Annotated in this window: 10 protein-coding genes; all 10 read left to right on the forward strand. The window is 35.0% G+C overall.

Translation table 11 applies throughout. The features are described 5' to 3' along the window. Positions 1-96 precede the first annotated feature (96 nt). The 10 genes from LC457_RS08845 to LC457_RS08890 all read left to right on the forward strand — a co-directional run bounded on the left by LC457_RS08845 (position 97) and on the right by LC457_RS08890 (position 13,702). Positions 97-2,004, forward strand: coding sequence for a VWA domain-containing protein (locus LC457_RS08845; protein ID WP_223599510.1), 1,908 nt, complete (start codon positions 97-99; stop codon positions 2,002-2,004). Positions 2,005-2,067: 63 nt separating this feature from the next. Further along, on the forward strand, positions 2,068-4,836 hold the full coding sequence (locus LC457_RS08850) for a hypothetical protein (RefSeq protein WP_223599511.1): 2,769 nt from the start codon (positions 2,068-2,070) through the stop codon (positions 4,834-4,836). 3 nt (positions 4,837-4,839) lie between these two features. After that, on the forward strand, positions 4,840-9,354 hold the full coding sequence (locus LC457_RS08855; RefSeq protein ID WP_223599512.1) for a TonB-dependent receptor plug domain-containing protein: 4,515 nt from the start codon (positions 4,840-4,842) through the stop codon (positions 9,352-9,354). A 300-nt stretch (positions 9,355-9,654) separates the two neighbouring features. Next, positions 9,655-10,158: a GbsR/MarR family transcriptional regulator gene (locus LC457_RS08860; protein ID WP_034696386.1), complete on the forward strand. Its 504-nt coding sequence runs from the start codon at positions 9,655-9,657 to the stop codon at positions 10,156-10,158. 156 nt (positions 10,159-10,314) lie between these two features. Next, positions 10,315-10,677, forward strand: a complete 363-nt coding sequence (locus LC457_RS08865) for a hypothetical protein (RefSeq protein WP_223599513.1) — start codon at positions 10,315-10,317, stop codon at positions 10,675-10,677. Then, a complete protein-coding gene (locus tag LC457_RS08870) occupies positions 10,674-10,952 on the forward strand; it encodes a hypothetical protein (RefSeq protein WP_223599514.1) in 279 nt (92 codons plus the stop codon). The genes LC457_RS08865 and LC457_RS08870 overlap by 4 nt, the downstream gene beginning before the upstream one ends. A gap of 26 nt (positions 10,953-10,978) precedes the next feature. After that, positions 10,979-11,485 (forward strand): hypothetical protein, encoded by a 507-nt coding sequence (locus LC457_RS08875; RefSeq protein ID WP_223599515.1) that lies wholly within the window; start codon positions 10,979-10,981, stop codon positions 11,483-11,485. Positions 11,486-11,518: 33 nt separating this feature from the next. Then, entirely contained in the window at positions 11,519-11,995 is a 477-nt protein-coding gene (locus tag LC457_RS08880) for an SRPBCC family protein (RefSeq protein ID WP_223599516.1), read from the forward strand. 18 nt (positions 11,996-12,013) lie between these two features. Continuing rightward, complete coding sequence (locus tag LC457_RS08885; protein ID WP_223599517.1) at positions 12,014-12,718, forward strand: YqjF family protein; 705 nt, start codon at positions 12,014-12,016, stop codon at positions 12,716-12,718. 84 nt (positions 12,719-12,802) lie between these two features. Continuing rightward, a complete protein-coding gene (locus tag LC457_RS08890; RefSeq protein ID WP_223599518.1) occupies positions 12,803-13,702 on the forward strand; it encodes a TIGR01777 family oxidoreductase in 900 nt (299 codons plus the stop codon). The last annotated feature ends 43 nt before the right edge of the window (positions 13,703-13,745 follow it).

Raw genomic sequence — 13,745 nt, forward strand, 5'->3', positions numbered from 1 at the left:
GAATTTCTCTTCTTTATTTAGAAAAAATCGGTTTATCAAATATTTATTGATCAGTTTAAATTTATTTTAATAATTTCCTCCCGAAATTTGAAAAAGATGAGAAAAATTGTAATAACCATGCTAGGGCTTGTTGCATTGACAAGCTGTAAAACTCAAAAAAATACTGAAACAGACAAAGGACCAAAGACTTACAGTGTCAGAAAAGATAAAGATCAGGATGGAATTCCTAATAAACTGGATAAATGTCCTGATATTGCCGGTCCGGTAGAAAATGAAGGATGTCCATGGATAGAATCGGATGGAGACGGTGTAATTGATAAAGATGATGCGTGTCCTACAGTAGCAGGACCTCCCGAAAATAATGGCTGCCCATGGCCGGATACAGATGGAGATGGTATTTTGGATAAAGATGATGCCTGTCCTACAGTTCCGGGAATGCCAGAGTATAATGGTTGCCCGAAACCAAAATCAGTTACTGCAATGGAAGTGATGAGTTCCAGATCATTCCATGAATCAGGAAGGGTTTATAACAAACAGGTTGGGGACACAAAAGAGGTTCAAAAGCCAGCAAAAACTGATAAAAATATTGATTATAATAATGAGGAATATGCCGGATTTGTGGAAAATGCATTTGAGCTGACCAGCCGCCAACCTCTTTCTACTTTCTCTATTGATGTAGATAATGCTTCCTATTCCAATGTCCGAAGAATGATCGGGTATGGAGATAAAGTTGATAAAAATGCAGTGAGGGTCGAGGAGATGATCAATTATTTTAAATATGATTATCCACAGCCTGCAAACAACGATCCTTTTTCAATTAATACCGAATATGGCAACTCTCCATGGAATCCAAAGCATAAGCTGCTGAAAATAGGCCTTCAGGGAAAAAATATTCCGATGGATGGTCTGCCTGCATCCAATATTGTTTTTCTTATTGATGTTTCGGGTTCAATGAGTGAGGAAAACAAACTGCCATTGCTGAAGTCTTCTCTTAAAGTTTTGCTGAAACAGCTAAGACCAAAAGACAAAGTAGGAATTGTAGTGTACGCAGGTAGCGCAGGAGTGGTTTTATCCCCAACTTCAGCAGGAGAAAAAGAAAAAATTATTAAAGCGCTGGATAATCTTCAGGCAGGAGGAAGTACAGCAGGAGGAGCAGGGATTGAACTTGCTTATAAACTTGCTAAAGAAAACTTTATCAAAGGAGGAAATAACAGAGTCGTTCTGGCAACAGATGGTGACTTTAATGTGGGTGCTACTTCCAATACTGATATTGAAGCCTTAATTACAGAAAAAAGAAAAACAGGGATTTTCCTGACCTGTCTTGGCTATGGAATGGGTAATTATAAAGACAACACAATGGAAACCCTTGCAGATAAAGGGAATGGAAATTATGCCTATATTGATAATATGCAGGAGGCCAACAAATTTTTAGGAAAAGAATTTGCAGGAAGCATGTATGCTATTGCTAAAGATGTGAAAATTCAGATTGAATTCAATCCTAAGTTTGTAAAATCTTACCGTTTAATAGGATATGAAAACAGGAAGCTGAGAAATGAAGACTTTGTCAATGATAAAATAGATGCCGGGGAACTTGGAAGTGGACATACTGTTACTGCACTATATGAGATTATTCCTGCAAGTGTAGAATCAGAATTCATTCCTAAAGAAACAAAATTGAAATACTCTGAAACATCAGATACAAGGAAATTCGGAGATGAGCTGGCAACAGTGAAATTCAGATATAAAAAGCCTGATGGTGATAAAAGCATGGAGATCAGTAGGGTGATTAAAAAAGAAAATCCATCTGCATCAGCAAGTCCGGATTTTAAATTTGCTTCATCTGTAGCCTGGTTCGGTTTGGTACTCAGAAATTCAGAACTGATTACGAAAAAAGACCTTTCTGATATTGAGAAACTAGCTAAAGAAGGAAAAAATAAAGATGAGGAAGGTTACCGTTCAGAATTTATTAGACTGATAGAGAGTTATAAGACAATTCAAAAATAATTCATAAAAAAGAAATTTCCACGGAAGTTTCTTTTTTTATATTTTTAAGCATACTAATCACTGATGAAAAAGAATTATCTGCTGTTGCTGCCGTTTACTATTACCTTATTACAGGCACAAGATTCACAATTATATTATTCTGGAAAATTTTTAACAACTAAAGCTAAAGCACAGAACTTTTTAAAGGTTTCTAATAAAAACAGTGGGGTTTATGAACTGACTGATGAGGAAGGATTTGCAATTATTGCTGCCAAACCTTATGATACCATTTCGTGGAACCAAGGCAAAAATACTTATGTTATTTCTACTTATGAGCTCAGGGAATTAAAAGCCATTCTGGAAAATCAGACTTCCAAAAAAAATGTAGAAAATATCTACAGTAAAGCCTATGATAGTCTGGTTTCAAAAGAAACAAAAGATGATTTCAGCATTGAAAAAACGAAGACCCGCTTAAGTAAAAGATCACACTCTTATTTTAATCAGATAAGAAGAGTAAGACAAAAGAATGACAGTATTTATATTGTAAAAAGACTCGATCAGAAAACATTACTTTTTAACGGAAGCTTTACCACATCATTAGAGATTAAAAACAGAAATGCTATTCCCGGGACTCAAAACAAATATGTACAGGGAAGATCAGAAAATGGAAATCTTGTCTGGAAAGGTCCTGAAACCAACGAAATGTTCAGTTTTGGACCAGATATTTCTACCTTGGGATTTGATGGTCTGGCTTATGAATATGATCAGAACGGAAGACTGATTCCCTGGATTGATGGGCTTCAGCGTGCCCGAAAATATGATAACAGTCTTTTTAAAACAACCGTAGGATACAACAATCAGTTGAATGTAAATGCTTTTATAAAAGAAGGTTACAATGAAAAAATCCGGTTGTCTTTGAATCTGGGCCAGCAGAAGAACCAGATGTATTTTATAGATCAGTTTGATATTGCCAATACTTTTAAAGCCAAACTGAATACAGAACTAAGTGGATATTCCATTAATTTTGCTTTTAATTATGAAGAAGACAAAGCCACCAATACCAATAGAATAGGGCTGTTCAACAGAGCGTATCAGAATTCCTTGCTAACACCCGTTTCTTTTTCAAATGGCCAAAATACCCTTCTGAGTAATGGTTTACAGAGAAGTTACAGCAAAGATGCAGACAATCCTTCATTCCTTTTTGAAAAGGATAGTAAATACCGTTATCAGAATAGGGATAGATTATTTAGTTTTAATGTTGTTAAAAGTTGGGATGAATTTAAACTGAATGTCAGCCAGTCTTATGAAAGCAGCAATATCTGGAATAAAGACCAGTATAAGCCTTCTACTTATGGTTTCAGCAGCGGATTACTCAATGAAAGGGTACAAAACAACAGTTTGTATCATTCCAATATATTGGGTTCCTATGCATTAGGAAACTATGATTTTAAAAATACGTTCAGCTTGAATTTTATTCTGAACGATAGGAAATCGGATGTTTATAACAGTCTGACCCATCAGCAATACTTCTATCAGAGAACTTCGCAGGATCATATTTTTAATTACAATATGGATATCCATGATTATGATTTTGAAGCAGGTCTCAATCTTGGAAATTCTTTTTACATTTCCAATACCTCTCTGAAAAACAACTATTGGCTTCCCAAAGCTAATTTCTATGTGAGATTCAATAACATTTTCGATTGGTATAATTACAATTTTAAATTATTGGGAAGTTACACACAGTTGAGTTCCGAGCCGGAAATTACAAGATCATACGCTTCCTATGTAACAACTTTACTTAACGCACAAAACTACAATCAATACTTCCCTGTACAGGAAGTGGAAAGTTTCAGAGGTTTATCCAATATCAATACCAGTGAATGGAAAGTGGGAGCCAGTCTTAGCCTTGGTTATAATATAAGTGTGGAAGGAGAATATTTCAACAGAAAAAATACAGATGATGTATTTCCTGTTTTTGAAAATAATCAGTTGAAACTAAAGAATATAGCGGATCACACATACAGTGGATATGAATTCAATTTTGCTTATGACCGTTTGCGTTTGGGAGACAACTTTTACAGTGTTCAGAAAGTGTCATTTTTCAAATATAAAGATATCGTAGACAGGATATCGTCCGGTTATCAGAATATTGCTGTTTCAGGATTTAAAGACATTTATAAAACACTGTCGGAAGGACAGGTCTTGGGAGCTGTCGTGGGAAGCTACTTTGAAAGAAATGCTCAAGGGCAATTAATCATTGATGAGTTTGGATTTCCCAAAAAAGCTGACGGAATGAAAATTATCGCAGACCCTACACCGGATTTCGTGATGAAATTCACTCATAGTTTTGCTTATAAAAACTTTTCCCTAGATATCAATTGGGAATGGAAAAAAGGTGGCCAGCTCTGGAACGGAACACAGGCGGTTCTCGATTATTATGGACGTTCTTCTGAATCAGGAGAAGACAGAAACATCAAAAATTATATTTTTCAGGGTGTACAGGCCAATGGAACGGCAAACCAGATTCCGGTAGATTTCTATGACCCCAACCAGAATGTTCAGGAAAACCGCTGGTCCAGATATGGCTACCTTGGTGTGGCGGAAAACTATGTTCAGAAGGCAGATTATATAAGAATCAGCAATATTTCACTGTCTTCCAGTTTTCCGGTCAACTATGGAAAACAGAATATCAAACTTACTTTTTATGTGAATAATCTAATGCTTTGGCAGGCAAATAAAGGAGCAGATCCCAATCAGCATTTTTATGATATGGACAACGGAAGAGGGCTGGATTTTTTCAATCTTCCGTCTTTTAAAACATTTGGATGTATTGTTTCACTCAAATTTTAACCCATGAATTTCAAATTTATATCATCATATATCATCTCGCTGAGCTTAATATTGTCAACGGTTTTTCTAAAAGCACAGCAGCCATTTCAGGATTTTGAAAAAGAAAAAACCTACGTTCAGACCAATCATGTTTTTTACAAACCTGGCGAGGGAATGTATTTTAAAATATACGTTGTAAAAGGAAAAAACAACCTTCCGGCAGAAGACAGTAAAATTGTAAATTTTGAAATTATTGATCCCGCAGGAAGTGTTTTGAAAAAAATGAAATATGAAATTACCAATGGGTACGCCCAGGGATATTTCTATTTTGATGAAGATATGAAAGGTGGAATCTATAAAATAAGAGCCTTTACCAACTGGATGCAGAATGAAGAAGGGAAAAATACCTTTGAAAAAGAAATTACCCTCCAGAAAATAGTATCTCCAAGAATATTAATGAAACTGGATTTTCCTAAAAAAGGATATGGTGCGGGAGATGAGATGACAGCCGATTTTTCAATGAGAAGTCTGAGCAATCTTCCCATTCCTTTTTATGAAGCAGATTATACAGTAATGACCAATGGCGAAACCGTTTCAGAAGGGAAATTCATTACCAATAAAGAAGGTAAAAATCAATTGATTTTCAAACTCCCTGAAGTTTTGAAATCCTCTGATGCACTTTTGAATATTAAAGTGAATTTTGATGGATTTACAGAATCTATTTCAAGAAATATTCCAATTGTCCTGAACAATCTGGATGTGAAGTTTTTGCCTGAAGGAGGTACTTTTATCAACGGGATAGAACAAAATATGGCCTTTAAGATTCTGGATGAATTTGAAAAACCTGTAGACGCTGTTCTGGCTGTTTACAATCAGAATCATGAAAAAATAAAAGAAATTTCAGCCTATAATTTCGGGATGGGAAGCTTTCATTTTACCGCTAAAAAAGGAGAAACTTATTATGCAAAAGTTCTAAAACCTGAAAGTAATACACAGACGTTCCATCTTCCGGTAGCAAAAGATGAAGGTTTGGTTTTAAATATTCAGAATGAAAACAGAAAATTGACTTTTACCATCATTTCAACCCATGAAAAAACAATTACCCTGAATGGGAATTTCCGCGGAAAAGAATGGTATACCAAAGATCTTCTAGTGAAAAAAGGCAGCAATTCATTGGAGATTGATGAAAAAGACTTCCCGATAGGAATCTGCAGATTTACCATTCTGGAAAATAATATTCCTCTTGCAGAACGTATTGTTTTTACCAATAAAGAAAATAGGTTGAATATAAAAGTTAAGCCCGTAAAACAACATTACCTGCCGAGGGAAAAAGTAGCACTGAACATCGAAACTACGGATGAAAATAATAAACCTATTCCTGCCAACCTTGGCCTGAGTGTGGTGGATGATAAACTATGGACATACGCTGATGACAAGCAGAATCATATCATTTCCTGGCTTCTGATGGACTCCGAGTTGAAAGGGAAAATTGAAAAACCACAGTTTTATTTCGATAAAAAAGAAGAAAAAGCAGATAAAAGCCTGGATCTTGTTATGTTGACAAACGGGTACAGATATTTCGAGCTTATCCCGGAAATCATTACAACCAATAAGTACAAATATCTTCCCGAAAAGAAAAATACAATCTACGGAGTGGTAGAAGATGAAAACAAAAATCCGGTGAAAGCAGATGTTTTCCTTTTAGATACTGATAATAAAAAAATCCTTAAGCAAGCTGCTGCAGAAAATGGACGTTTTTATTTTTCAGACCTGAATGCAGACTATTCATATAAAATTATAGCCAGATCTTCTCAGCCTAAACATCAGTTGAAAATCAGAATTTTGTCTTATAATTTGGATATTAACCCTTTAGTGAAGCAGAAACTTTCCAATATTGATGTAGAAGAAATTGTAAAAGAAGCTGAGAGAAAAGAAAAGAAGATAGAAAACAGAAATAATACCCAAACACTGAACAAACCCGATGGATTAGCAAAAGATACTGTTAAGAATAAAAGGATTGAAGAAGTTGTTGTTTTAGGATACAATTTGAAAAAAGGTAAATCCGCAATTACTTCTGCAACAATAACGTCTTCTATGGAAATTCAGAATCCGAATGTAACTTCATTGCTAAGCGGTAAAGTTGCCGGATTAATAATTACACCAGCAGGACAGTCCGCAGCCAGTGCACAGATAAGAATAAGAGGAGAAGCATCCATCACCAATAAGCATCCACTATTCATAGTAGACGGTACACCAGTAGAAAATTTCAACACCACTATAAATCCGAACGATATCAATAGTATCACCGTTCTCAAAGACGCTGCTGCTACAGCTATTTATGGAAGCAGGGCTGCAAATGGAGTGGTAATCATAAATTCATATAAAAATAACATTTCAAAAATCAGTTTTGATATTACCCCGAAATCTTATATTGCTGTTGAAGCAGTACCATATGGAAGGCTTATATCATATGCCGGATCAAGAGCATTTGCCTATCCGGAATATAAAACGACCAATACATCTTACCGTTTCGATTACAGAGAAGCGCTTTACTGGAATCCTGTGGTGGAAACCGATAAAAACGGGAAAGCAAAAGTGGAATTTTATAATTCTGATGCCAACTCTACTTTTAGAATTATGACAGAAGGTATTGCTGCATCAGGGCTTGTAGGAAATGATGAAACTTCCTATGCTGCTCAGAGCCTTATCTCCATAGATGCTAAAATTCCACAATATCTGACAAGAACAGATCAGATGACAATTCCTGTTGTTATTAAAAACAATTCTTCGGAAATAAGGAAAATGACCATGGATGTTATTGTTCCTAATCACGTAAAACTGATGCGCTCTGACAGTTTAATTACCCTGAAACCATTAGAATCAGGAAGATTATTTGTCAAAATACAGACAGATGAAATTGTAGATTCCAACATTCAGTTTACCATAAGATCCGGAGATTTCAGGGAAACCATGATTCTTCCGTTTAAAGTAGAAGAGAAAGGATTCCCACATCAATTTTCCATCATCAATAACAAAACGGAAGATATCAAAATCAATATTCCGGACTATATCAACGGAAGCCTGTTTTCCTCATATTATGTATTTGAAAACACCGCTTTACAAATGTTTGCAGATATTGATCAGCTGAAGAGAGAACCTTATGGCTGCTTTGAACAGCTTTCTTCAACAGTATATCCTAATATTTTTATTCTGGATTATTTAAAATCAGGAAAAAAAATAGATACTGCAACTGAGAATCTGGTGGTTAAAAATATGAAAAAAGGGTTTCAGAAAATGTTGAGTTATAAAAACAGAGACGGAGGTATCGGATATTTCAGCAGCGAGGAATCAGATGTGGCACTTTCTGCATTTGCCTTACTGGAGTTTACGGATTTAAAAAAATATGTCAATCCGGATGCAAAACTTATTCAGGGACTTTCCTCATTCATTTTATCCAAAAAGAATGCAAGCGGATTATTTGAAGTAAGAAAACCTTATGAATCAAAAAAGGATTTTTCAGAATATTCCTGGTCAAGAAATATGTACGTGATATATGCTTTATCCAAACTTGGTTTTAAAAATGAAATAGAAGATTCCTTTACTGTAATGATGAAAAGAGCTTTGGCTACAAAAGATTCTTATCAATTGGCTTTGCTTGCCAATACTGCCGCTCATATGGGAAAACAAAAGGAATATGATAATTTGATGAAGATGCTGGACCAGCAGTATGAAGCGAAGAATGTAAAATCTAAAATCACCTTTACAGGCTCATGGGGAAGATCTGCAGATGCGGAAACCCTTTCGTTATATATCATGGCACTTCAGAAAGACGAAAATCTGAATCGGTTGAAAATTGCGGAAGCAGCAGATCAGCTTATTAATTTCAATGGATATTACGGATTTGGTTCCACTCAGGCAACAACATTGGCCATACAGGCATTGTCTGAGTTCTTCTCTAAAAATGAAAAATTATATGGAGCTGAAAGGCCGGTTATCACGATCAATAAAGCAAATACTTATCCTAATATCAGTCTTTCATCAGCATACAAGGCCGGAGAAAATAAGATTAGTATTCACTATCCAATCAAAAATGGACTGCCTTATAAAATAGAATATCAGTATTATACCCTCCAGGCTCCGGAAAGCAAAGATATTCCTGTTACGATGGAATCAAAGCTGAAATCTGCAGTGTCCAGAATAGGAGAGACCAACAGAATGACAGTGACCGTTAAGAACACAATCAACGGACAGCTTCCAATGACCATTGCGAAGATTGGTATTCCTGCAGGCTTGACTTTACAAAATGCTTTACTAAAAGATCTGATTGATAAAAAGCAGATTTCCTACTATGAAATCTTTGACAATTATCTGGTACTTTATTGGGAGCATTTCAATGCAGAGGAAACAAAAACGATTAATCTGGATCTCAAAGTGGAGTTTGCGGGTACCTATACCGGAAAATCCAGCAATGTTTATCTCTACTATATGCCGGAAGCAAAACACTGGAATCAGGGAATAACGGCTAATATTGAACCTTAACTTTAATTTTTTAAACTTCAAAACAGAGATTCTCAGGGATGTCTGTTTTTATTTTCTATCCTTTTGTATCCTTGTCAAAGTTTTAAACCTTGACAAGGATACAAAATAATCGGCTGGGAAAAAAGAAAGCCATAGAAAAGAAGAAACCAGATTTAAAATACATCTGATAAAAGTTTAAACAAAATATTTTAATGACAAAAACTAAACTCACTGAAACCTATTAAAAATTAATTTTCAATAATTTTTGAAAATTCAAAAAATATAATTACATTTGTTACAGAAATCTAAAAGGAAAACAAAATGCAACTTTCAGAAGCAAAAGAAAAATACATTCAGACCTGGGGAACCTTTGCTACCAATTGGGGGATCAACCGTACAATGGCACAGGTGCATGCACTGCTTTTGGCAAGTGGCAAACCTCTTTCTACCGATGAGGTAATGGAGCAGCTGGAAATTTCAAGAGGGAATGCCAACATGAATCTTCGCGCTCTGATAGACTGGGGAATCGTGAAAAAAGAATTTGTAAAAGGCGACCGTAAAGAATATTTCGTTGCAGAAAAAGATGTTTGGTATCTCTTCAAGCAAATTACTAAGGAACGCAGAAAAAGAGAAATAGAACCTGTAATTTCTTTTCTTGAAGAATTAAAAAATATTGAGGATAAAGACTCAGAAGAAGCTCAGGAATTTATCAAGCTGATGAATGACTTCAGTTCGGTAACTGGAAAGATCAACAATATTATGGATCTGGCAATAAAAAGTGATGATCATTGGCTGGTAGGAAAGATTACCAATCTGTTGAAATAGAAAAAAAAAGAGGATGAAAATCCTTTTTTATTTCAAATTAATTTTCAAAAATTACTGAAAATATAAAATTAATAATAATTATGAAAAATTTAATCATTCATTTGTTCCTGATTATTTATTTCAGAAGAAAAGGATCACTTTAAAACCATTGCTGCCATGAAAACATTTGCAAAATATGATTATTACATTCAGTTATTCTTTATAATAATTGGGCCTCAGGCTTTTATATTTAGTGGTTTGTCGGGATTTGTACTGTTTTATTTTATAGTAGGAACTCCTCAATTGGTAAGTTTCCTGATCAAACTGTTTTTTAAAACAAAAAAGTCACCATTGTATATAGCGTATGGGATTGTAATAATACCGGTCTGGATTATTGTAGCCATCTTGTTTACAGAGAAACACATCAATGATTTTTTTGGATATGTTTTAATGGCCGCTCTTTTATATAGCCCTGTGATGGCAGCAGCATATGTTTATGACTGCTACAATATTTATAAACCTTATAAATCACAATTATGAAAACGCTCAAAAACCACACATTAATCTACGACAACGAATGTCCGATGTGTAATCTTTACTCCAAAGGTTTTACCAAATGCGGAATGCTGGATGAAGATGGAAGAGAAGCATTTACGGAAATCTCAGTGAGAAATAAAATACTCATAGACTTCAACCTGGCGAAAAATGAAATTGCTCTGGTAGATCACAACAAAAATAAAGTCGTTTACGGATTAGATAGTCTGCTTCTCATCATTGGAAATTCTTTTCCATTGTTGGAAAAACCGCTCGAATAAGACCTCTCTATTGGTTTTTTCAAAAGTTGTATTCCTTTGTTTCTTACAATAGGAAACAGATTATTCCTTCCTCAAAAGATTATACAGAACAATCTTGTGTTCCGGATTTTAACCTGAAATACAGAATAGCATACATCAGTTTTGTTGTTATTTTTTCAGCCTATATCCTAAGTGAATTTTCCTTGAAGCTAGATTTTAATTTAGAACGAAATTTCCTGAGAGAATTTGCCGTTTGTCTTGGTCAGATCGTTTGGCAGACTCTCTTTTTAAAAATTTATCTCAAAGATAAAATCTGGGATTATCTCGGAAATATGATGACTGTTTCCTTAATCGGGACTTTACTGTTAATTCCTGCTCTGATGACCAATTTTACCCCTGTCTTTTATCTGATATACTTTGGAATGGTAGTATTGATCATGTTTCTGGAACATATAAGAAGATGCCTAATACTAAAATTAAATTTTCTTCCTACCATTTCATGGATGGTATTCAGGCTCACAGCGCTGGCCATTATTATTCTGACAACCATTTAAATTACAATTTGTATACTCTTAAAACCTCTTAAAATGTCAACAATCTATTTAAATACAATAATCAATGCAGACATCCACTATGTTTTTGATCTGGCAAGAGACATTGATCTGCACCAGCAATCAACCTCAACATCTCATGAAACAGCAATTGCCGGACGTACTTCAGGGTTGATTGAAGAAAACGAAACCGTAACCTGGCGCGCCAAACATCTGGGAGTTTATCAGACCCTCACCACAAAGATTGTCAGTATGGAAAAACCAGTCCAGTTCATTGATGTGATGCAGAAAGGAGCCTTCAAATCTATGCGGCACAGGCATACCTTTAAATCTGTAAACGGGAAAACACTGATGACCGATGTTTTTGAATTTGAATCTCCGCTGGGCATCATAGGGAAATTGTTCAATGCTATTTTTCTTACAGGATATCTCAAAAGTTTTCTGCTCAAAAGAAATGAAATGATCAAAACCATTGCAGAATCTTCTAGCCATGATGGAATTGCCATTTTTTAACCTGAAAAACCCATTATTATGAACTTTTTAAAAGCAGAATGGCGAAAGCTGGCCATCATCAATTACGAAATTGATCCCGAGATCTTATTGCCGTATTTACCTAAAGGAACAGAACTCGATTTTTACAAAGGCAGATGCTATGTAAGTTTAGTTGGTTTCATGTTTTTAAATACAAAACTGTTGGGATTTCCCATTCCTTTTCACCGGAATTTTGAAGAAGTAAACCTGAGGTTTTATGTAAAGAAAAAAGAAAAAGGAGCCTGGAAAAGAGGTGTGGTATTTATCAAAGAAATTGTTCCCAAACCTGCATTAAGTTTTGTTGCCAATTCTATCTATAAAGAAAATTATCACACCATGCCGATGAAAAACCAGATTCATGAAAAAGAAGGTGAACTGCTGATCAGATATTCATGGAAAGATAAAAGCTGGCATTCTATTCAGATTATAGCTGATAGTACACCAAAACCTATTAAAGAAAACTCAGAATTTGAATTTATCACAGAACATTATTTTGGTTTTACAAAAAAAGAAAATATCACTTCCGAATATGAAGTATGCCACCCAAAATGGGAATACTACACCATAAAAGATCATCAGCTGGATATTGATTTTCAAAATATCTACGGAAATGATTTTGAATGTCTGAATCATCAGGAACCAGTTTCTGTAATGCTTGCTGAAGGCTCAGAAATAGAAGTGAGAACAAAGAAATACATCAGCTGAAAAGAACAAAAACAGAAATTTCTGTACATAAACCATAAACATTGAACCCAAAACCTTAAACCTTAAACCTTAAATTGTAAAACAATGAAAATACTCATAGCCGGAGGCACCGGATTTCTTGGTGAAAATCTGGAGAAATACTTTACAGAAAAAGGAAATCAGGTCTATATCCTGACCCGTAATCCTCAGCGTAAAAACGAAATCTACTGGGATGCCCAAACATTAGGTGAATGGAAAAATAGTTTGAAAAAAGCAGACGTGCTGATCAACCTTACAGGAAAATCTGTAGATTGCCGGTATCACGAGAAAAATAAGCAGGAAATATATTCTTCAAGAATTAACAGTACAAAAATATTGCAGAAAGCTGTAGATCAGTGTTCTGAAAAACCAAAAATTTGGCTGAATGCAAGTTCTGCAACCATTTACGTTCATTCTGAACGGCATCTGAATACGGAAGAAAACGGAATTATCGGAGATGATTTCTCAATGAATATCTGCAAAAGCTGGGAGAAAGAATTTTTTGCAGTCAAAGATGAAGAAATACGGAAAGTTGCCCTTCGCACATCCATTGTTCTGGGAAATAATGGTGGGGCATTTCATAAGCTGAAAATGGTTACAAAGCTGGGCTTAGGAGGAAAACAGGGACGGGGAAACCAAATGGTAAGCTGGATTCATATTGAGGATTTTTGTAAAGCAATAGACTGGATCATTGAGTATGAAAATATATCTGGAGCAATTAATATAACTGCTCCGGCTCCACTTTCCAATGATAATATGATGAAAAAGCTAAGAAAAAAATTGAAATTACCTTTCGGGATTAATGCTGCGGTCTGGCAGTTGGAAATTGCCTCCATTTTCCTGAAAACAGAAACCGAATTACTTTTAAAAAGCCGTAATGTATACCCTGAAAGATTAATAAAAAGCGGATTTCAGTTTTCATTTCCAGGTTTTGATGAAGCCATTCTTAATCTCTTGGAATCCTAATGTTTGTAGATTTCACAAAGGATAATTAAATTAGCGGAAAACT

Source organism: Chryseobacterium sp. GVT01B (assembly GCF_019970045.1).
Classification (GTDB): Bacteria; Bacteroidota; Bacteroidia; order Flavobacteriales; family Weeksellaceae; genus Chryseobacterium.

What these genes read in the sequence shown, in the direction of transcription:
- LC457_RS08855 (WP_223599512.1), top strand. Translation starts at nt 4,840, where the DNA reads ATGAATTTCAAATTTATATCATCATATATCATCTCGCTGAGCTTAATA.
- LC457_RS08885 (WP_223599517.1), top strand. Translation starts at nt 12,014, where the DNA reads ATGAACTTTTTAAAAGCAGAATGGCGAAAGCTGGCCATCATCAATTAC.
- LC457_RS08870 (WP_223599514.1), top strand. Translation starts at nt 10,674, where the DNA reads ATGAAAACGCTCAAAAACCACACATTAATCTACGACAACGAATGTCCG.
- LC457_RS08880 (WP_223599516.1), top strand. Translation starts at nt 11,519, where the DNA reads ATGTCAACAATCTATTTAAATACAATAATCAATGCAGACATCCACTAT.
- LC457_RS08865 (WP_223599513.1), top strand. Translation starts at nt 10,315, where the DNA reads ATGAAAACATTTGCAAAATATGATTATTACATTCAGTTATTCTTTATA.
- LC457_RS08850 (WP_223599511.1), top strand. Translation starts at nt 2,068, where the DNA reads ATGAAAAAGAATTATCTGCTGTTGCTGCCGTTTACTATTACCTTATTA.
- LC457_RS08845 (WP_223599510.1), top strand. Translation starts at nt 97, where the DNA reads ATGAGAAAAATTGTAATAACCATGCTAGGGCTTGTTGCATTGACAAGC.
- LC457_RS08860 (WP_034696386.1), top strand. Translation starts at nt 9,655, where the DNA reads ATGCAACTTTCAGAAGCAAAAGAAAAATACATTCAGACCTGGGGAACC.
- LC457_RS08890 (WP_223599518.1), top strand. Translation starts at nt 12,803, where the DNA reads ATGAAAATACTCATAGCCGGAGGCACCGGATTTCTTGGTGAAAATCTG.